This is a genomic window from Terriglobales bacterium (assembly GCA_035567895.1).
Lineage (GTDB): Bacteria > Acidobacteriota > Terriglobia > Terriglobales > Acidobacteriaceae > Gp1-AA112.
Genome location: DATMPC010000058.1, coordinates 101,466 through 122,104 on the forward strand (window position 1 = coordinate 101,466; position 20,639 = coordinate 122,104).

The following is a 20,639-nucleotide window of genomic DNA, read 5'->3' on the forward strand; positions in this document are numbered from 1 at the left end:
GATCCATGCACCGCGTGTACCTCGACAGTAATGCGACCACGCCGCTTCTGCCCGAAGTGTTTGAGGCGATGCGGCCGTATTACCTAGAGGAATTCGGGAATGCTTCGTCCATCCATCATCACGGGCAGCACGCGCGGGCTGCAGTAGAACGAGCGCGCGAGTCAGTCGCCAAACTGCTGGGATGCCGCGCGGCCGAGGTTGTGTTCACGAGTGGCGGCACAGAGGCGGATAACCTTGCCGTCTTCGGCTTAGTGCGGGCCCGCGACCACGTCATTACTTCGCAGATTGAGCATCATGCCGTGCTCAACGCTTGCAAACGGCTGGAGCAGCGAGGCTTCGAAGTTACGTATTTGCGCGTAGATGACCGGGGGCTCGTCGATCCCAATGAGCTGCGTCGTGCGTTGCAGCCGAATACCAAGCTCATCTCGATCATGATGGCGAACAACGAGACCGGAGTTCTGCAGCCGGTGGAAGAGATTGGGCGGATTGCGACTGAAGCGGATGTTTATTTTCATACCGACGCAGTGCAGGCGGCAGGGAAAGTTCCGATCGATGTGAAGAAGATCGGTTGCGACCTGCTTTCCATTTCGGGACACAAGTTTCATGGACCGCAAGGTACCGGCGCGATGTTTGTTCGGCGGGGAACGTTGATCGAGCCTCTGTTTTTCGGCGGAAATCACGAACGCCAGCGGCGCGCAGGCACGGAGAATCTGCCGGGCATCATCGGTTTGGGCTGCGCGGCTGAGATTGCTATGCATGGATTTGCTGATGGCGGTGTTTCTCGGGTGGCGGAATTGCGTGACCGCCTGGAATCCACGTTGCTCGACCAGATTGACGCCGCGGGAGTGAATAGTGGTGGGGCTCCGCGTGTTCCAAACACGAGCAATGTCTACTTCGATCACATTGAAGGCGAGGCGATGGTGATTGCACTGGATCTTAAGGGGCTCGCCGTTTCTACCGGAGCGGCGTGTTCTTCAGGCGCGATTGAGCCGTCGCATGTGCTGACGGCTATGGGCCTTCCGCCGGAGAGAGCGCGTGCCAGCATTCGTTTTAGTTTAGGAAAGCAGAACACAGAGGAAGACGTTGATTTTGCGCTGTCTGTTATTCCGGCTACGCTTACGCGCCTGCGTGAACTCTCGCCGACATACACCGCGACCTAGCTAACCCAGGGCTTCCGCCACTGGGCTGACCTTTAGCCACCGGGCCTCCGCCCTCGCATTGTTGGGCGATGCGTTGTGTGCAGCAGTCCGCTACCAGAAGGAATGAAAGAGCGTCACCCCATCGGAGCCGGAGTCTAAGGGCCGTAGGCCCGATGGCTAAAGGTCAGCCCAGTGGCGGAAGCCCTGGGTTAGTTTGGCGAGGCGAGACGGAGCGCCGGAGGCGCGCGACTCTGTTTGATCCTCCATTCTCGATGTTCTGGCAAAAATCCGTCCGGCGGCGGCCGGAACTACGGCGGAGGGCGCCCGGGTTCGTTTCTGTTGTTACCATGATGTTCAAGATAGACGGGCTTGAAAGTAGCGCGGGTGCTCACGTCTATTTACAATCGAAACAGTGGACCAAATACATTCGGGAGTAGGGATGAAGTTTCCGCGCTTGGCCGCCGTCGCGTCGGCGGTGGTTGTTTGCTTTTTGATTAGTGGATGTGGCGATACATTTCGGCCGGTAGCGACTCCGCTGCCGCAACCTTCTCCTGATCCTCAGCCCTTTCGTCTGGCAGTGATGACTGCGTGCGAACTTGGACCCGGAGGACTAACTCCGTGTAATCCTAGCGGAGCCACGGGTCAGGTCAGCGATATAAACGTTTCCGGAGATAGCGTAGAGGGGGTTGTTCCCGTCGGTCGAAGTCCATTGTTTGCCCTTGTGCAGAACTCGGGAGCTGTTGCCGTCATCACAACTGCAGACTTTGACAACGACACGGTCTCACAACATACGGACAATCACATTACTGCGAATTCGGCAGGCGTTGTGTCCGCTCCCACTACGATCGGCCTTCCGCCAGGAGCCCAGCCGATTTCGCTCGCCAGTGCGAACGGCGCCTTATACGTCGCGGAGTTCGGCCGTGGCGTGGTTGGCGTGGTCGGTGGATTTCCTCTCGCCCTCACAACCGAGATTCCGGTTGGGACAAACCCCGTAAATCTCGGCTTGCTGCCAAACTCCAGCAAGGTTTATGTCGTGAACCGAGGCTCCAACTCCGTAACGGCAATCTCAACGGCTAACAACAACGTAGTGGCGACGATTCCGGTTGGATCAGGCCCGGCGTGGACCGTTGCTTCCGCCGATAGCAGCCGCGTGTTTGTCGTGAATCAAGGTTCCGGAAGTGTGAGTGTTATCGACGCCACGAGCGACACAGTCATCGCTACCGTCACCGTAGGAAGTTCGCCTAACTACGCCGTGTTCGATGCGAGGAATCAGCGTGTTGTGGTTACGAATCCAGGTTCGAATACGGTAAGCGTGATCAATGCCGATCCTACTTCGCCAGCGTTCAACAACGTGACGAATGTGGCAGTAGGAGTGAATCCTGTTTCAGTGACTGCGCTGGCCGATGGTACCCGCATCTATGTCGCGAATACCGGCTCGAATTCGGTGAGTGTTATTAACAGCCTGAGTCTTGCGGTGTCGAAGACGATTTCGCTTTCTTCGACCATAACCGCGGCCGATCAGACCCCGAGCCCAGTTTGGATCGCCTCAGATTCGCAGAGCCTGAAGGTCTTTACTGCGAATCGTGATTCCCGGAATGCATCCGTGATCCTGACTTCAACCGACTCGGAGCTGTCGGATTCGGCGGGCAAGCCGATTCGCATACCGGCTCCAAACTTCGATCCTACTTGTGCGGGAGCTTCGTGCGTGAGGCTTAGTCCGGTGTTTATTGCCGTCGGCGGGTGAGGAAGTCTTTTCACCACGGAGACACGGAGTCACGGAGAACGGCCTTTTTAAGTAATTCCAACCTGACAGACTTATAGGGCTCGCAGAGGGGAGTCGCTGGTTGCACGGCGTGCGGGAAGTGAGTTTCCCGATTCTGCTTTTCTCCGTGTCTCCGTGGTGAAAGGGCAGTTCGCGAGAAGCTACCCCACCACAGCGGCGGTCCGCTCTTCTTTCCTTCGGCGGTTGTAGTGCATGGCGATGTTCATGTACACGCCACCTTTTGCGGTGTCGAAGCACATCACTAGCGCTTCGGTCTCTTCATTGCCGCTTAGACCTTGCTCGGCTGCGTGGATCTGGGGTGGAGAGATCTTGAAACGGAATCCCTGATCGTTGAGGCTGGTGACGGCATTTCCGATCACCATATTGGCGAGCTCGCAGACGGTTTCGCGCACCAGGTCATCTGAAGGTTGCACTTCGCCGCCCGCTAAGTGCGCAGCTATCTGTGTGGCTGTCTTCGGATTGGTATCGAGGATGATGCGTCCTTCGATGTCGCCATTGATCTCGATGATGGCGGCTACGCCTTTGCGGCGATAGGTTTCCTCCTCCATGCTTAGGTCGCCGATACGAGTCTCGCACTGCAGGCTCTCGGCGAGCACAGCGTCGGCGGAATTGATGAACGGTTGGATCAGCTCCATCTTCATGGCTAGCTTCCTCCCGCGCCCACAGTTTGCGCGGTGAGCACATCGTCGCCCATCACGTAGCGGAGCACTTCATAGAGAACGTCGGCCTTTACCGGCTTCTGCACGAAATGGCGAGCGCCCTTTTGCAGGGCAGCGACGATGTTCTCCTGGTAGCCCACCGAGGAGACCATTACGACGCGCGCTTGTGGATACTGGCGAACGATGCGTTCCGCGGCCTCGATGCCTTCCATTTGAGGCATGGTGATGTCCATCAGCACCAAATCAGGATGGAGTCGCTCGTACTCGGTGATCGCAGTGCAGCCGTCGCCCGCTTCGCCCACAACTTCGCCACCAAAGGACTCCAGCATCTTGGCGAGGTTCTTGCGCGCGAAGATCGAGTCGTCGACTATCAGAAAGCGCACTGGCTTGTTGTCCTTGGCTCGAACCAATGCAGCAAATTGCTCCATAATCGTTTCTCCTTACGGCTTTGCCTTTGTGCCGGAATGGTCCCGGCTTTGCCTTTATGCTTCCAACCCAACTTCTGTCTGCTCGGGCTGCTTCGAGGGAGTGCAGTAGCGAATCAAGAGATTCGCGAGCGCCTCCAGCGAAACCACCCGCGTAGCATGCCCGCGTTCGATCGCAGCCTTGGGCATACCAAACACGACGCAGGAGTGCTCGTCTTGTGCAACCGTGAGCCCGCCTGCAGTTTTGATTTCTCCGAGCGCGTCGGCGCCGTCCTCTCCCATTCCGGTCATGAGAAGACCCATCGCATTGACGCGAAATTCGTGCGCAACGGAGCGGAAGAGCACATCCACCGACGGACGGTGTCCGTTGACCTTGTCGTCATCTCCGAGCACTACCACGTCGCCCAGTGGCATACGTTTCACACGCATATGACGATTGCCGGGGCAAATCAGAGCTCGCCCGGCAAGGAGTACGTCGCCGGAATGAGCTTCTTTTACGTCGATCGCGCAACACTCGTGCAGGCGACGAGCAAATAAGTCGGTAAAACCTTCAGGCATGTGCTGTACGACGACGATTGCTCCGGGAAAGTTCCCGGGTAGTTGCGACAGCAGATATTGAAGAGCATTCGGTCCGCCGGTAGAAATTCCAATCGCGACAACCTTGGTCGGAGCCTTGCTGGGTCGCTGAACTGGCTTCTGCGGACGAAAGTCCTCGGGCACAGTGAGCCGGTTGCGGGGAATTCCAAAATGGGCGGCGGCCTTCACCTTGGCCGTAAGCTGCTCGGAGATTCCATCCATGCGCGCCTGCGATGCGTCAAAGGGCTTGGGTACGAAGTCAAAGGCTCCCAGCGACAGAGCTTTGAAGGTAGCCGCTGCTCCGTTCACTGAATGGGCGCTCACTACAATCACAGGCAGGCGGTGCTTGCGCGTGAGCTGACGCAGCGTCTCCATCCCGTCCATGCGCGGCATTTCGAGATCGAGCGTGACCACATCGGGCCGTAGCTCTTCGATTTTTTTCAAGCCGAAGTTGCCGTCCATTGCCGTACCCACTACGTCTATTTCGGGATCCCGCGACAAGATCTTCGGGATCAGCTTTCGCATCAGGGCCGAGTCGTCAATTACCAGAACGCGAACCTTGGGGGAGCCGTTGTTCACGCCGTCACTGCCTCCATCAGGGCCGGAGCTTTCCCGAGCCTCGCTACTACCGCCGGAAGATTCAGAATGAGGACCACACTTCCGTCTCCCAAAATCGACGCGCCACTTACAAACTCGGTCGCGACCACATGATCGTCCAAAGCTTTGATTACCAACTCTTCCTCACCGACGAGACGGTCAACGATGAGGCCGAATTTGCGATCGGCGATGGCGACAACCACCACAAATATTTTCTTGTTGACTGGCAATGGCCCGCGCTTGGCAAGCTGTCCCATGCGCACTAGAGTCAGCACCTGGTCGCGCAACTGCATGACCTCATGCTGATCGACGCGATGCACGTCAGCAGCAGAGGCCCGCGCGATTTCAAGAACAGAAGCCAGCGGAATGGCGTATAGCCGATCGGAGACGCGGAACATCAGCGCCTTGATAATCGCCAGCGTGAGTGGAACTTTCAGCCGGAACGTTGTGCCCACACCAGGCTTCGAATCGATCGAGATCGTTCCCTTCAACTGCTCGATTACATTTTGAACAATGTCCATGCCAACGCCGCGGCCTGAAATCGCCGTTACTGCGGCCGCAGTGCTCAATCCAGGGTGGAAGATGAGATGCAGAGCCTCGCCATCGGAAATTCTCTCGCCTTCATCGTGAGTGATGATTCCTTTTTCGACCGCTTTACTTACAAGCTTGTAACGATCAATGCCCGCGCCATCGTCGGAGCACTCGATGACAATTTGGTTGCCTTGATTAAAGGCGTTCAAGCGAATCGTGCCCTGCGCAGGTTTGCCGGCTGCGACGCGATGCTCGGGAGTTTCGATTCCGTGGTCGATTGAGTTGCGTACGAGGTGCGACAACGGCTCGGCCAGTGTGTCGAGAATGCTTTTATCCAAGTCGGTCTCTTCGCCGGAGAACTGCAGCGCCACGTCTTTGCCGCACGCCTTGGCTACGTCGCGCAGCATGCGAGGGAAGCGGCGGAAGAGTTGCTCGACCGGCACCATGCGAATCTTCATGACCGACTTCTGCAGGTCGTTGAGAACGCGGGCCTGAAACGCCATGGCATCGGCGAACCTGGCTCTTAAGGGATCTTTCGTAAAGCGTTTTTCGAACTCGCCGAGGTTCTGCATCAGCATCGACTTCCCAATCACGAGTTCGCCCACAAGGTTCAGCACCGCATCAATGCGCTCGGCATCGACTCGCAACTTAACGTTGGTGAATTGTGATGATGCGCTGGTGGAGACCTCGCCTGACTCGCTGTTCGCGTCGGCGATGCCAAGCACGTCGGCAGAGTCTTCGTGCAGCGGAGGATCTGACGGTTGCTCGATGGCTGTACCGCCGTTCACTACTTCGACGAGAACGTCGGAGATGACTGACGGAACGCGGCACTTCTTTGTAAATACGTCGCTCGCTTGAGAACTGGCAACCGCGAACTCCATTACATCGATGTGTTCAGGCGGAATCGAGGAATCGGGAAACGCGGCGAGTACCTCTCCGAGTTGGCAAAGAACATTCTTTACAAGCTGCATCGCGGCGCTCTTCATCGGACAATTCGGATCGACGGCCATAGCGATGTTGTAAATGTTCTGTCCTTGAGCCGCGGCTCGCTGGATGGCGATCTGCTCATATTCTGTCCAGGCAAAGCGACCGCTGAGTTTGTAAGGAACGATGTTTTTCGGTTCGGGACGAGCGACGAGCTGGCGAATCTGTTCCCGAATTGGAGCAGCAGAGGGCACCGGGGTGCTTCCGCGGTAGGCATCCAGCATCGATCCGAAGACATCTGCCGCCGCCAGAACGATTTCCGCCAGCTTGCCACCGCTGCTGGCGGCGATCTGCGGAGTGAGCACGTCTTCCAGATCGTGGGCCAGACTGCTCAGCTCTTCGAAACCGCAGGCCGCAGAGTCACCCTTGAGCGTATGAACGGTACGGCGCACTTCGCGCACGAGTTCGGCGTCGCCGGTGCGCTGCTCGAGGCTCAGTCCTTCTTCATTGAGCGCCTGCAACAACTCAGCGGCGGTCTCAAAGAAGAGATCCTTCAGCTCGGATTGCCGTTCATCAGGAAACAAGCTCAAACTGTGGCCTCGATCCGTTGATAGGCAGTGCCGTTGTTCTGGTGGATCATGCGGAACTTGTCTGTCAGTCCAAACAGGCTCTCCGCGTGACCCACGAAGAGATACCCCTCGGGATTGAGACAGCGATAAAACTTGTCGATCAGGCGCTTCTGCTCGGCTTCGTCAAAGTAGATCATCACGTTGCGACAGAAAATTACGTCGTTGCGTTGCGGCAGAAACTCGGTTTTGAGATTGTGAAAGTCGAAATGCACGAGTTCCTTCAAGCTTTTCTTGATAACGTAACGATCCCCGAGTTTGTCGAAATAACGCAGACGATAGCCATAGTCGACGGGCTCCATCTGCAAATCGGAGTAAGAAGCTTCCTGCGCAGTGCGCAGTGCCGAGTAGCTGATGTCTGAAGCCAGGATCTCGACCTTCCACGGCGGCGGAATCAGCGGCTTTGGCGACGGCATTTCGAATGGCAGAGGATTGCGAAGGTAGTAATACGCCAGCGCGTCGGCAATCTGCATAGCCATGGTGTATGGCTCTTGCCCTGTGGAGCATCCGGCGCTCCAGCAGCGCAGTGTCCAGTCGCGCCGCGACTGCTTGCGGTGCAGGATCTCTTCCAAAATGGTCTTCTGGAAGAGGTCGAGCTGCGGACGATTGCGGAAGAAACTAGTCTCGTTAACAGTGAGGTTTTCGAGCAGAGAACTTAGTTCCGATTTCCCGTCGCGACTGGTGAGCAGACGGTAGTAGCTGTAGAAGCTGTCGAGACTGCAGGCCTTCAGGCGGCGCTGCAGACGATCCTGAAGAAAATGTATGCGGCGGTCGTCGAAGTGCATTCCGCATTCCTGGTAAACAAGCGTCTGCAGGAGCTTGAGTTCGGCGTCGCTGATAACGACAGGAACACTGATAGTGGCCATTGAGCTCTCTTAAACTCTATTCACTGCTCTAACGCTTGGGAGAGGCTTCGACGCGCATTCAGGCTGTTGCTTCGACGGCGAGATCTCCCAGCCGTCGCAATTCGCCTTGCTGCAAAATCTTCGTAAGGTCGATCAGGATCACGAGGCGCCCGTTCAACTTGCCTACTCCGGTCACGTACTTGACTTCGTTTTCTTCGAACACTTCAGGGGGAGTTTCGATTTCACCGTGTGGTAGACGGATGACTTCGGAAGCCGCGTCGACGATGAGTCCCACGAGCTTCTTCTCTATCTCGGCAACCAGGATGCGATTCTTTCGGCTGGACTCAATCTGTACTTCGCCGAAGCGCTTCCTCAAATCGATGACGGAGATGATTTTTCCGCGAAGATTGATCACGCCTTCTACGTAGTCGGGAGCGTCGGGCACAGCGGTAATGTCGGGTACACGAACAATCTCGTGCACGAGACCGATCGGAACGCCGAAGGTCTCTTTGCCGATGCGGAAACCAACGAGTTGGAGGTCTTTCGCCATCCGAATCCTCTGCCGCCACGCTAGTTGATGCTTGTCGAGTAGCGCTTTGACGTGCTGAAGTCCTTCGCGCTTCCGTTGACATTGCCGCGATGCCCGTTCGCATTTGGGTGCAAGGATTCCAAAACAAAACGGTCCATAGCATCGAGCAATGTGCGCGACATCTTGGACATCTGGTCCGCAGAAGCAGCTAGTTCGGTTGATCCCGAAGTGGAACGCTGGATCAGTTCACGCATCTTCTCCATCGCTCGCACAACCGCCTGGGCGCCCGATGCCTGCTCTTCTACGGATGAATTAATCTCATGAGTAATTTCGTTAAGTCGGGTTGTTGCACGCGCAATCTGCGATGAGCCATTCGATTGTTCATTGGTCGCCGCGCCGATTTCCTGAGCGAACTTATAGACTTCAGTTACGACGTTCGAGATCTTCTTGAGCGCTGTATTGAGATCTGTCCCCTGTGATAGCCCGTCGTTGACGATCGTCCGGCTCTTCTCCATGTTCTCGACGGCCTTGCGGGCTTCTTTCTGAATGCTCTGGATCAAATCGGAGATCTCGCGCGTCGACTGCGCGGACTTTTCAGCCAGCTTGCGAACTTCATCAGCAACTACGGCGAATCCGAGTCCGTGTTCTCCGGCTCGGGCCGCCTCGATGGCAGCGTTAAGAGCAAGAAGGTTGGTCTGCTCGGCAAGATCGTCGATTACTTCCACGATCTTGCCGATGTTGTCTGCCCGGGCGCCGAGATCGCCGATGATAACCGACGAGTTCTGAATCGACGTGTTGATGCGGTTTAGACCATCGGTGGCTTTGTCCATGGTCTGAATGCCGCTGTGCACTTCTTCGCGCGAACGCTGCGAGATGTCGAGTAACACCTTCGCAGTGTCGGCGACGCGTTGAATGGACGCGACCATCTGGTCGATGGAGGCCGAAGTCTCGCTCACGCTCGAAGCCTGAGTCTGCGTGTTCTTCACCATGTTCTGCACGTTGATGCTCATCTCGTGCATAGTGCTGGTGACTTCATCGATGGCCGATGCAGCCTGAATGTTGATCTTTGCCGATTCATCGGAAGCGCTGGCTACTTCGTTTGATCCGCCCGCAACTTGCGATGCGCTCTCGCGAACGCTCCTTACGAGTTGACGCAAGCCGATCGTCATCTCGGAGAAGGCCTTTCCAAGAGTGTCACTCTGGGATCGAGGCTGGACTTGAAGCGTGAGGTCTCCACCGGCGATGGCTTCGGAGACCGATGCCATCTCCTTGAGGTAGGCGATCATCTTGTTGAAGGTCTTGCTGAGTTCGCCGACTTCATCTTTACGGTCGATGTCGATCTTTTGATCCAGGTCGCCGGATTCGCCAATTTCACGAGCGACCATCATCAGGTGCACGAGTGGCTCACTGATTGAGAGTGCGGTCCTGTAGGCAATGTAGAGCCCGCCGCCTATTGCAAGCACGACAGCCAGGATGAATCCCCATTGCGTGATGGTGCCCTTCGTGCTGTCGGAGAGTTGTTGGTCCTGCAGGTCCAGTTCTGTGGCGGCGATGGTTTGGTCGATCGGCTCCTTGACCTTCTTCATCCAGTCGCCGGGATTGAGCTGGAGATAGAAAATCTGCAGCTCAGCAACGGTTCCATTCCCGGAATCTACCTGCCTGCGTTTCTCGATCAGCGGACGGGCGAAGTGCTCAGTCCAGTCGTGGACCGCTTCGTTGAGCCTTTCCAGTGGAATCTGCTCTTCGGTTGTGGCTTTGACCTCGGTGCGGTGGATAGCTTCGTCAAGCTGAGTGACGCCGTTCAGAACTTTATCGGCTTCGCTGGAATCTCCACTCAGCAAGTAGTTGTTCAAGTGAATCTGGTTTTCGCTCAACAAGTACTGGAGAGTCGAAGTGTCGCGCAACACCTGGAACGAACGATTGGTTTTGCGTTTGGCCGCCCCCTCGCGCCACAGCCCGAATAAACCTATCGAGGAGAGGACCAGTGCGAGCACGATCATGCCGCCGAATCCCAAGTAAAGCTTTTTTGCGATTGTCATTGCCTATCCACCTGCTCGCTTTGCAGAGCTGAGATCAATCCTTACTGGCGAAACGGATTTCCACGATTTCCGTCCCCTCCGGACCGGGTTCGTACTTCCATTGCTTGACTGCAGTCTGGGCGGCATCGATCAGGAGCGGATGTCCGCCCAGGGTCTTGACTGCCTTTACCTGGCCGTTCGGAGCCACGAGCAACTCCAGCTTCACTGCGCCCGTAATGTTCATTCTTCTGGCGAGCTCCGGATATTGCGGGTTGACCTTGGTCTTGACCTTTCTGGCTGGGTCATCAGCGTGGGAAACCAGGGTGAATCCCAAGACACAGGAAACAAGGGCGATATGACGCAACGATCTTTGGAAGAGGTTAGACACAGCAGTCTCCTTAGAGGTACTCAGCTAACAAGAGTGCACGGGCGCTGCCACGGACGGACTGAAGTGACCTCGGTAACGCAACTCATCGCAAGCTGCTGATTTCACAGGATTAGGGGGAGACGATCAGAATGGCGTAGCGCCCGCGGGAGGCCGCAAACCGTCTCATGCAGCCAGATTCTGTCAGCCCGGTGTCTCAGCGTGAGAAACCTGAGGGAAGTAACTGGTTACCTTAGGTGCGCCCGTGCCGCGTTTCGTATTGACTCAAATTGAGAATGCAAGCTACCGTCGCATCTTTGATTGGTTCGTTTTGAGACAGACCCCGCACCTTCAATGACATATCTTTCGCCTACAAAACCTCGCGATTGGGAGTCACGCGAGACAGTTGCCTGCGAGGTCGGCAGCGTGGAGTTTCTGCTGCGTTTTGTTGAGCTGCTGAAAGCTCGACCTGGCCCCAAGGCCATTGCTCAAACTATTGCGGAACAGACACATACAAACTTCTTCCCTTTGCCAGCCGCAGTGATTTCAGAGGAAGACGGAAGACTTTATCTGGTCGGATTTGCGTCTCAGGATGAGAGAGCTGACCGGATTGCTGTCGAGGAGGACTTAGCCAAGCCGCATGGGGCACTGAGTGAAGCTGTGCGCAAGACGCTCAACGGCGATCGGCCGGGACTTCATGCGGTCCATCCTTCCGGGCCGCGTTTCCGCGCTGTCTACAGCGCTCCAATTCGCACTTCTCAGTCAAGCGCGGTGCTGGCAGTTTTGCTTGCGGCTGACCAAGTCGTCGAAGAGGCCGAGCGCACCTTTGTTGCGGCTCTCGCCCAAGTTGGGGCAATAGCCTTGGCTGAAAAAGAGCTGTCGCAGTTGTTCATGCGTGTCACGCGGTCGAGCCGGCAGTGGGCGGAGATGTTCGATTCGATCTCCGATTTCATGTTGCTGCATGATCAGCAGCAAAGGATTGTCCGGGTCAATCGTTCCCTCTCAGAGAAGTTAGGTAAGCATCCTGCCGCAGTGCTTGGACTGCCGGTGCGTGACCTGTTTGGGCTGTCTTCTAGTGCGCCAGCGTGTCCCTTCTGTCTCAACCTTCGAGGCCACGAATTTCGCGAGGAATTCCGAGAGCCCAAGACGGGAAACACCTATCTGGTCTCCTCATCGCGTTTGCGCGGAGTCGCGGAAGAATCGCAGCAGATTGTGCACGTTCTCAAGGATGTCACTGTGAGCCGGCAGGCTGAACGACTGTATCGCGAACTGTTCGACAACATTCAGGAAGGCGCTTACTTCTCGGCTCCAGATGGCCGTTTACTTGAGGTGAATGATGCGCTGGTACGCATGCTCGGATACAACAGCCGGGAAGAGTTGCTGAATGTCACAGCGCAGGATCTGTACGTTGAACCCGCGCACCGGGAGATGATGGCGCGGGCGCTGAATCAATTTGGTCGTCTCAGGAATCACGAACTCGCCTTGCTGCGCCGGGATGGTTCGATCATTTACGTGCTGGCAAACAGCTTTGTCGTTCGCGACGATGCTGGTCAGGTCTTGGAGTACAGAGGTGTTCTTCTCGACATCACCGAGATGAAGAACGTGCAGTCGCAACTCTTGCGCGAGCACGACTTCAACACCCAGATCCTGAATCACACTCAGAGCCTGATCGCAGTGATCGATACTGCTGGCCTTGTCAGCTATGCCAATCGTCGCTGCTGTGAGGTGGCGGGCAGCGAAGAATGCGATCTCGTGGGCTCGCGTCTCGAAAATATTGTGTTGCCGACTCACCGGCCGGTGCTGCGTGGCGCGATCGAATGTGTTCTCGAAGGCAAAGCCGTAAATAATCTGGAGCTGCCACTCGCCAGAGGTCGGCAGATTATCGGCAGCTTCTCCGTAAACCTGAGCCCGATGCGGAGCCCAGGTGGGGAAGTGAACAGTCTGGTGGCGGTGATGACCGACATTACTGACGTCGCCATTCTCCAAGCCAAACTCATGCACACGGAAAAGATGGCCGCTGTAGGTCAACTTGTTTCCGGGGTGGCCCACGAAGTGAACAATCCTCTGACTGCCATTTTGGGATTTGCCGATTTACTTCTCGAGAACCCCGAGCTCAACAATCAAGTGAAAGATGATCTGCAAGTGATTGTGCAGGAATCACAACGCACGCGGGAGATTGTCCAGAATCTCTTAAGTTTCGCGCGCCAGACGCCGCCCGAAAAACAGCGGGTCGAGGTGAATCAAGTACTCCGGCGAACAATTGCACTCCGCGCCTACGACATGTCGAGTCACGGCATTGAGCTGATCGAGGAGTTCGATTCGAACCTGCCGGAGATCGTGGGGGATGCGCATCAACTGCAGCAGGTATTTCTCAACATTCTCAACAACGCTTGCGACGCGGTGCGTGAGACAGAACGTCGCGGGCGAATCGTTGTAGCAACGGGACACTCGGCGGGACTGGTCGAAATCCACTTTCGCGATAACGGAAGCGGCATCAGACATCCCGAGCGGATCTTTGATCCCTTCTTCACAACTAAGGAGGTTGGAAAGGGAACTGGGCTCGGATTGAGCATCTGCTACGGGATTGTGCGCGAGCATTGCGGAGAGATCGTCTGTTTCAATAACCGTGACTCTGAAGGCGCCACGTTCTCGATTCACCTCCCTTTTGTGCAGGGCCAACCGACCAGACCTATGGCGAAAGCTGCCGTGGCTCACTAGGGAACCAGATAGATCGATAAGGACAACGACAAAATGAGCAAGCTTCCACTCCTAGTGATTGAAGACGAGACCGCCGTCATGTCGTTCCTGCGTGCCGCTTTGGAACGGAACGGCTATCAAATCGTCGGTGCTTCATCGGGAGCGGAGGGATTGAAGCTGCTCGCGACTGGAAGCTACATGGGAGTTATCAGCGATATGCGCACACCGGGCGGCGTCACTGGCGCAGATGTCCATGCCTGGATTCGCGCAAATCGTCCGGAATTGTTGCATCGAATCCTCTTCATTACCGGAGATACCGTAAATCAGGAGACTATGGCGATCCTCGAGAAGACAGGAGCTCCATGCATCGAGAAGCCATTTCGAGTTGGGCAACTGCTTAAGAGCGTAGAGATGCTGGTCGCGCGTAGAGGGCAACAGCCATGACCAACGAAAAGCTTCATCTCATGATCGTCGACGACCAGGAGAGCATTCGTAAACTCTGCGTGACGGTAGGCTCCTCACTGGGATTGAACTGCACGCAAGCCGAGAGTGCTGAAGTCGCGCTTGCCCGGCTCGAAGCTGAAGCTCCGGAGATGATCCTCGCTGATCTCATGATGCCCAACATGTCGGGGCTCGACTTCCTCACCGAAGTAAAGCGCATGTTGCCGCACACAGAGATCGCGATCATGACTGGACATGGCTCGATCGAAACCGCTGTCCAGGCGATGCGATCTGGAGCGTATGACTACATCACCAAGCCGTTTCGAATCGAGGAGCTGAGACTTCTTCTGCAGAGAATGCAGGAAAAGGTCGAGCTGGTCACGGAAAACCTGTTTCTTCGTGACCGCGTGAACACGGAGATGGATTTGGACGGAATCGTGGGATCGTCGGCGAAGATCCAGGACCTGTTACGAATGATCGCTCGCCTGAAAGACACACGGACTCCAGTTCTAATCACAGGCGAGAGCGGTACCGGAAAAGAGCTGGTCGCTCGCGCGATTCACTTCCGTGGACAGTATGCAAAGCGTCCGTTCGTCGCAGTAGATTGCGGTTCGCTTGTGCCAACGCTGATTGAGAGTGAGCTCTTCGGCTACGAAAAGGGTGCCTTCACTGGGGCAGCAAAAAGCAAAGAAGGCCTGTTTGAAAGCGCGAACGGCGGCTCGATCTTCCTGGACGAGATCGGGGAATTGCCTCTCGAGATGCAAGCCAAGCTTCTCCGAGTATTGCAAGAAAAAGAAGTAAGGCCAGTCGGGAGCAACAACAAGATCAAAGTTGACGTGCGCGTAATCGCAGCAACCAATCGCGACCTGGAAGCCGCATATCGCGAAGGCACCTTCCGCAAGGATCTGTACTTCAGGTTGAACGTCGTTACGGTTCACTTGCCACCGCTGCGTGAGAGGAAAGCCGACATCCCAGCGCTGGTGCATTGGTTTTCAAATCGGTTCGCGCCAGGTCAGCCGATTCAGATTACTCAGGCTGCCATGCGTGACATGTTGCAGTACGAGTGGCCAGGAAATGTGCGCGAACTAGAGAACTGCATCGAGCGCGCAGTTGCCCTTGGTAGTCAGAACGTGATCGACGTCCACGATCTCCCTCCAGCAATTCGAAGGCTTTCCGGAGACGAGGACACGGCGCTTGTACCTGAGCCCATGAACGCAACTGACCTGGAGGAACTCGAGCGCGAAACTATCATGCGAGTTTTTGAGCAGACCAAGGGAGACAAGGCACTCACTGGACAGATGCTGGGGATCAGCCGAGCGACTCTCTACCGCAAGCTCAAACGCTACAGTATCGGTTCCGCGAGCAAAGTCGACGCCGTGGCTAGCACCCAGGGCTAGCTATAAAGGTGAGACAGATGTTTCAGTATGAGACAAACGCGCCAGTCTCATGACTGATCGGTTGAGACTCCCCAAGACAAATCAGGCACTTACGCAAAAAGCCGGTTTGGCACCCGCTTTGCACGTATTTGGCTGTCGCAATCTGCCTCGGGCAAAGAATGAGGATTGTGAATGGGATTCCTCAGAGAAGCGGAAAAACAAGGGCTCGGCGCGAACGGTGGAACCGAGGCTCGCCACAACGTTGGAAGCGCAGAAATTGACCGGTTAGCACAGTTTTTTCCGGATGGTACCAAGGTCAAGATGCCTGTGGAGGTAGCGCGTTTACCGCTCGGGTCAGAGACGTCGAAGACAGTTCTCGAATATGGAACCTCGCGCGAAGTCATCTTCCGGTGCACTCTGCCAATGGAATTCGGCGATCGCGTGAGGCTCAGGAACAAAGATGGATCGCTCGACGCAGAGGCGGAAGTAACGGCTGTGCAGATCGGTAAATCGGAAACATTGGTTGCTGTCAGGTTCGTCACCGAAATTCCTAATTGGATTATCAAAGCATGAGCACCGCGACTGTGTCCCTGGTTGAGATCGCCGCTGAATGGCGCACCGCGCGCAGGCTTTATCCCTTTTACTCCGCGCTGATTCGGGAGTTTCAGCTCGATGTACCGCATTCGAAGGATCTGGAAAATCCGGTTGACCGCCCAGAGCACGAAGTACTGGGGCGGGTCCAACAGTGGTTTACGAATGTCGATCGTCAGGTTCAGGTGGCGCAGATCCGCCAGATGCTGCAGAGCCGGCATTTCGGCGAAGAGGCGATGCTGCGAGCTCTTCTCCTTCGTCACCTTCCGCAGGACCATAAAGACGAGAATCTGCGCGAGAAACTCGATTACCTCCTGGTGCAGTACTTCGCGGCGGTAGCACCGCATCACCCGCATGAGAAGAATGTCACCTCCGCGGAGGTTCAAGAGGCTCTACAGCCCGTTTTGGGACACGTGCAGTTTCAACAGTTTCCGTGGACAAAAGAACTCGACAAGGTAGCCGATGCTGTGGACGGCTGTGCAACGCTCGCGGAATTGTTGGACAGTGGCCTGGTAGAACTCGGCCGTAACGCCAAGAGCGGTTTGGGCGAATCCTACTTCCAGCCGGCTGCACTGATTGAAGTCACACGATTTAATTTTCGCTTGCGACTGGGATTCTTCCGTCTCATGCACTCCGACCTGCATTCGATTCGCAACGCTCTGCAGGAACTGGAGGCGATGGGCGTCGTGACCGTGGACTGCAGAGAGGCTGGGCTGGGCACCGAAGAGCCCCTGGCTACTCTGCGAACGCTTTGTCATCAATGGAAAAAGCCGTTCCGCGAAGCCTACAAGGCTGGCCAGTCCTTTCGACAACTCGGCATCGTGCGCAACATCCTTTCGAAGAAAGTTATGGCGCATTGGGCAAAAAAAGCCAAAGCGGCTTCCGACTCGGCCCAGGGCATTGTGGCCCCGGTGCCTCCCCCACCAGTCACTCTCGAACCGGTGTTGCCACTACCTGCGGCTAAGAACGGCGATGTGGATCATGCCCATTTCGGAAATCTAGAGCAGTTGTTGGAATCGATTTCAGAGCAATTGTTTGGTAGCAAACACAAGACTACGGTTTCTACAGTATCGGTCGGAGAGTCAAAGCAAGTGCTGGCATCATGGGAGGTCAATGCATTTGTGCGCGGAGGAGACGATGCTGCGTGCGTGGCCATCCAGCGAGGGGTAGGAGCGCGGGCGTTGCTCTTCGAGTCTGCTGAAAAAGTCAAGCGCGGCCAGGCAAACAAACTGATTGAGGCGCTGGAGTGCGCTCACGTGCAGGCCGCAGTAATTCAAGAGCAGGTCGCAAAAGCGAAGGACCGCGGCGATATCGACTCGGCCGTCAGCCTGGCCGCGACGTCGAAGCGCCTGCTCGCAGTCATTGATGAGACGGAGAAGTTGAAAGCATGAAGCAGAGAACCAACGGCACAACCGTTCCCCAGAAGGTGCTGGTCAGCTCCGATCAGAACGGTTTTTCGCGCGATTTGATCGCGCGATGGCAGATGCAGCCGCATGTGCCGGAATTCACCGCGCTCAGCAGCGATCTGTTGCGCGGCGCCGCTTCCTTACCCTTTGATGTAGCGATTGTAGGAGATGTAAGACCGGAGAGAACTGCGGCAGTCCTGTCACACTTAAACCAGGGCTCCATTCCCACTGTATATGTGGCCTCCGTTGGTGAGCCGGTGCACACGTTTCGCCGAGATTATCCGAGATTGATTGTGGTCTCCCGGCATGATGCGTGGCTCGATACCGTTGTCCTGCTAACCGAAGAGATTCTGAGGCGAGCCGAGCTTTCCGCGCATATCAGTCGTGTGGAAGATGGTGCAAGGGCGGGACAGAAGCACGCTACACTCGGACGATACATGGTGGAGATGCGCCACAGCTTCAATAACGCTCTCACGTCGGTGTTGGGAAATGCAGAACTTCTGCTGTTAGAGACAACTACCCTCAAGCCAAGTATGCGTGACCAGCTGGAAACTCTGCACGCCATGACTCTGAGGATGCACGAGATGATGCAGCGCTTTACTTCGCTCGAGGTCGAAATGCAATGCGCAGAGAAGTCGTCGCGCTCCGAGAAGACAATCGATTCCATTTCATACGCAACGCGCGTTTAGCTGCAGGTAAACAAAGTGAAGAAGATTCTTATCGTCGATGATTCGCTGGCTGAAGTGAAACTGATGCAGGCTGTGCTGGAGAAGGCTGGGTACTGGCCCGTCGCATTGCACGATCCACGCAAGATTGAAGCTACTGTGGCAGTGGAGCGCCCCAGTTTGATTTTGCTGGACGTGGTAATGCCTGAGCGCAACGGTTTTCAGGCCTGCCGCGAACTCAAAGGGAACGACGCAACGCGGGGGATTCCAGTAGTAATCGTCAGCTCAAAGAATACAGACAGCGATAAGTTTTGGGCCCAACAACAAGGCGCCGATGGATACGTGATCAAACCGTTCACTCCGGCAGAACTGCTGGGAGCGGTGCAGAGGTTTGTATAGGTGCACGAAGAGCCAACAATACCGGAGCAGCTCGAGCCGATGTCGCCGGAGCAGAATGACCTTCCGCCGACGGAAGAGACTCTGCCCGAACGGCAGTACTGCGTGTTTCGTGCCGGCCGCGAACGGTTCTGCCTCGCTATGTTGGACATTGAAGAGGTAGTTGAATGGCCGTCGGTGACCAAGATGCCGTTGTCGCCCAGTTTCCTTATGGGAATCTTTAACTTGCGTGGCTCGATAGTGCCCGTCGTGGATATCGCGTTTACGGAAGGACGACGGCCGGATCTCCCGCCGCGTCACGTAGTCGTTGCATCGCTGGCCGGAAACGAGATCCACGACGACGTACGAGTTGGTATTGCCGTCGATGAGCTGTTCGGCACATTTAGTACAGCGGAGCCCTTGATTCTGGCAAATGCGCCACGCGAGGTTCCGCACTGCTGCGGCATGCTGAGGCACGAAGACCGCCTGGCATTGACGCTCGATTTGCAACGGCTGGTGGAAGTATTTCCAGTCCCGGTGATCTGATTGAAGGAATCGTTCGAGTTTAGGTTTCGGAGGCGGTTATGAAAGGTCGGCTGAATCAAGCCATCTGGACGCTGGGCACGATTAATGCGATCGCGCTCGTTGTCGTCCTCTATCTAGCGTACTCGGCAGGCGCGAGTGCCAATGGTGCCACAGGTATGGGCATTGGCGACGCGATGTCGGCGAGCGGCAAAGCGCCGATGCTTCTATTCGTCGCGATTTTCATTTGCCTGTCAATGACATGCGCGTTCTTGTTCGTGCTTTCGAACAAAGTGGCCAAGCCCGTAAACGAGCTGGTGGACTACTCCCAGAAGTTCGCAAAGGGCGAATACAGCAGCCGGCCGCAGATCGATTCGAATGATGACTTCGGGCTGATCGCCGAGAACTTTACTCGCAGCTCAGAGAAGATTTCGCGTGCGGTGTCAAATCACGAAGCTCAGGAAAATCTGCAGAAGAGCGTCACGGAATTTCTGACCGTTGTCAGTCAGATCGCGCGTGGGGACCTCACTTTGCGCGGACGCGTCACCAACGACGCCCTTGGCAACGTTGTCGATTCCGTGAACTACATGCTTGAGAACTTCATGAAGGTGCTCGAGCGCGTACGTAAGGCTGCCGTCGATGTTTCATCCAGCGCGAACGAAATATTGCTCTCCTCGGAAGATATGGCCAGCGGCGCCGTTCAGCAGGACCAGGAGATTACCAATACTTCATCGGCGGTGGAAGAACTTACGGTGTCGATGAAGCAGGTGTCGAACAACGCCGAAGCCTCTGCCGAAGCGGCGCGCAGGGCTCTCGATGCTGCAGAACAAGGAAACCGAGCCGTGCGCGACACTCTCGACGGCATGCAACGCATTCGTTCTTCGGTGCAAGCCACGGCGAAGAAGATTAAGTCGCTGGGCGATCGTTCGCTGGAAATTTCCGAGATTATCAACGTGATCAATGACATCACCGAGCAGACAAACTTGCTTGCTCTGAATGCTGCCATCGAGGCAGCTCGAGCCGGCGAGGCGGGACGAGGATTTGCGGTAGTCGCCGACGAAGTCCGAAAACTGGCTGAGCACTCGCGTACAGCCACAAAGGACATTGCGGCTTTGATCAAGGCCATTCAGGCTGAAACGAACGAAGCCGTAGTGGTGATGGAGGAAGGCACAAAAGAAGTGGAAGTTGGAGCGCGGCTCGCAGATCAGGCCGGTAAAGCGCTCGACGCCATCTCGAGCGTAGTACGGCAATCCGCGGAGTTGGTGCAGGAAATCTCGCTGGCGTCGAAGCAGCAGGTGCGCGGCACAGAAGGTGTTGCCAACGCGATGCAGATCATCTCCAACATCACCCGCCAAACCTCACAGGGAGCCAGGCAGACGGCGCGCACCGTGGAGAACATGGTGAAGTTGTCGGAACAGTTGAACGAAGCGCTTTCACAGTTCCGTACTACTGGAGGCGGACCCGTGGAGGTGAGAGGCGTAACGACTGCGGCGTTTCACGCAATCAAGGCTTGAATGCGAACGAGCGAGTAGTTGTGCGGTTTTGGGCTT

Annotated in this window: 19 protein-coding genes; 11 read left to right on the forward strand and 8 right to left on the reverse strand. The window is 56.0% G+C overall.

The window, feature by feature from the left end:
• The first annotated feature begins 5 nt into the window (after window positions 1–5).
• Entirely contained in the window at window positions 6–1,160 is a 1,155-nt protein-coding gene (locus VNX88_11425) for a cysteine desulfurase family protein (GenBank protein ID HWY69270.1), read from the forward strand.
• A gap of 418 nt (window positions 1,161–1,578) precedes the next feature.
• Window positions 1,579–2,883, forward strand: coding sequence for a YncE family protein (locus VNX88_11430; protein HWY69271.1), 1,305 nt, complete (start codon window positions 1,579–1,581; stop codon window positions 2,881–2,883).
• A gap of 179 nt (window positions 2,884–3,062) precedes the next feature.
• Here the strand turns inward: VNX88_11430 and VNX88_11435 are convergent, their stop codons facing one another.
• Genes VNX88_11435 through VNX88_11470 form a run of 8 tightly spaced genes read right to left on the reverse strand, consistent with a single transcriptional unit; the run spans window position 3,063 to window position 11,040 of the window.
• Window positions 3,063–3,563: a chemotaxis protein CheX gene (locus tag VNX88_11435; protein HWY69272.1), complete on the reverse strand. Its 501-nt coding sequence runs from the start codon at window positions 3,561–3,563 to the stop codon at window positions 3,063–3,065.
• Between the two features lie 2 nt (window positions 3,564–3,565).
• A complete protein-coding gene (locus VNX88_11440; GenBank protein ID HWY69273.1) occupies window positions 3,566–4,009 on the reverse strand; it encodes a response regulator in 444 nt (147 codons plus the stop codon).
• Between the two features lie 54 nt (window positions 4,010–4,063).
• Window positions 4,064–5,161, reverse strand: coding sequence for a chemotaxis response regulator protein-glutamate methylesterase (locus tag VNX88_11445; GenBank protein HWY69274.1), 1,098 nt, complete (start codon window positions 5,159–5,161; stop codon window positions 4,064–4,066).
• Window positions 5,158–7,224, reverse strand: coding sequence for a chemotaxis protein CheA (locus VNX88_11450; protein ID HWY69275.1), 2,067 nt, complete (start codon window positions 7,222–7,224; stop codon window positions 5,158–5,160). Before VNX88_11450 ends, VNX88_11445 begins: the two co-directional genes overlap by 4 nt.
• Complete coding sequence (locus VNX88_11455; GenBank protein ID HWY69276.1) at window positions 7,221–8,126, reverse strand: CheR family methyltransferase; 906 nt, start codon at window positions 8,124–8,126, stop codon at window positions 7,221–7,223. Before VNX88_11455 ends, VNX88_11450 begins: the two co-directional genes overlap by 4 nt.
• A gap of 58 nt (window positions 8,127–8,184) precedes the next feature.
• On the reverse strand, window positions 8,185–8,655 hold the full coding sequence (locus VNX88_11460; GenBank protein HWY69277.1) for a chemotaxis protein CheW: 471 nt from the start codon (window positions 8,653–8,655) through the stop codon (window positions 8,185–8,187).
• Between the two features lie 20 nt (window positions 8,656–8,675).
• Window positions 8,676–10,673 carry a methyl-accepting chemotaxis protein gene (locus tag VNX88_11465; protein HWY69278.1) on the reverse strand — a complete coding sequence of 666 codons (1,998 nt, stop codon included), beginning with the start codon at window positions 10,671–10,673 and terminating at the stop codon, window positions 8,676–8,678.
• Window positions 10,674–10,707: 34 nt separating this feature from the next.
• Window positions 10,708–11,040, reverse strand: coding sequence for an energy transducer TonB (locus tag VNX88_11470; protein HWY69279.1), 333 nt, complete (start codon window positions 11,038–11,040; stop codon window positions 10,708–10,710).
• A 330-nt stretch (window positions 11,041–11,370) separates the two neighbouring features.
• Between VNX88_11470 and VNX88_11475 the strand changes: the two genes are divergently transcribed.
• From VNX88_11475 to VNX88_11515, 9 genes are all read left to right on the forward strand, one after another.
• Window positions 11,371–13,734 carry a PAS domain S-box protein gene (locus VNX88_11475; GenBank protein HWY69280.1) on the forward strand — a complete coding sequence of 788 codons (2,364 nt, stop codon included), beginning with the start codon at window positions 11,371–11,373 and terminating at the stop codon, window positions 13,732–13,734.
• Between the two features lie 33 nt (window positions 13,735–13,767).
• Window positions 13,768–14,157: a response regulator gene (locus VNX88_11480; GenBank protein HWY69281.1), complete on the forward strand. Its 390-nt coding sequence runs from the start codon at window positions 13,768–13,770 to the stop codon at window positions 14,155–14,157.
• The gene (locus tag VNX88_11485) at window positions 14,154–15,551 is read left to right on the forward strand and encodes a sigma-54 dependent transcriptional regulator (protein HWY69282.1); all 1,398 of its coding nucleotides are present in this window, start codon (window positions 14,154–14,156) and stop codon (window positions 15,549–15,551) included. Before VNX88_11480 ends, VNX88_11485 begins: the two co-directional genes overlap by 4 nt.
• Before the next feature lie 171 nt (window positions 15,552–15,722).
• Window positions 15,723–16,103 (forward strand): hypothetical protein, encoded by a 381-nt coding sequence (locus tag VNX88_11490; protein HWY69283.1) that lies wholly within the window; start codon window positions 15,723–15,725, stop codon window positions 16,101–16,103.
• Window positions 16,100–17,512, forward strand: a complete 1,413-nt coding sequence (locus VNX88_11495; GenBank protein ID HWY69284.1) for a hypothetical protein — start codon at window positions 16,100–16,102, stop codon at window positions 17,510–17,512. Before VNX88_11490 ends, VNX88_11495 begins: the two co-directional genes overlap by 4 nt.
• A complete protein-coding gene (locus tag VNX88_11500) occupies window positions 17,509–18,216 on the forward strand; it encodes a hypothetical protein (protein HWY69285.1) in 708 nt (235 codons plus the stop codon). Before VNX88_11495 ends, VNX88_11500 begins: the two co-directional genes overlap by 4 nt.
• Window positions 18,217–18,231: 15 nt before the next feature.
• Complete coding sequence (locus VNX88_11505; GenBank protein HWY69286.1) at window positions 18,232–18,591, forward strand: response regulator; 360 nt, start codon at window positions 18,232–18,234, stop codon at window positions 18,589–18,591.
• On the forward strand, window positions 18,592–19,113 hold the full coding sequence (locus VNX88_11510; protein ID HWY69287.1) for a chemotaxis protein CheW: 522 nt from the start codon (window positions 18,592–18,594) through the stop codon (window positions 19,111–19,113).
• Between the two features lie 38 nt (window positions 19,114–19,151).
• Complete coding sequence (locus VNX88_11515; protein HWY69288.1) at window positions 19,152–20,603, forward strand: methyl-accepting chemotaxis protein; 1,452 nt, start codon at window positions 19,152–19,154, stop codon at window positions 20,601–20,603.
• Window positions 20,604–20,639 lie beyond the last annotated feature (36 nt).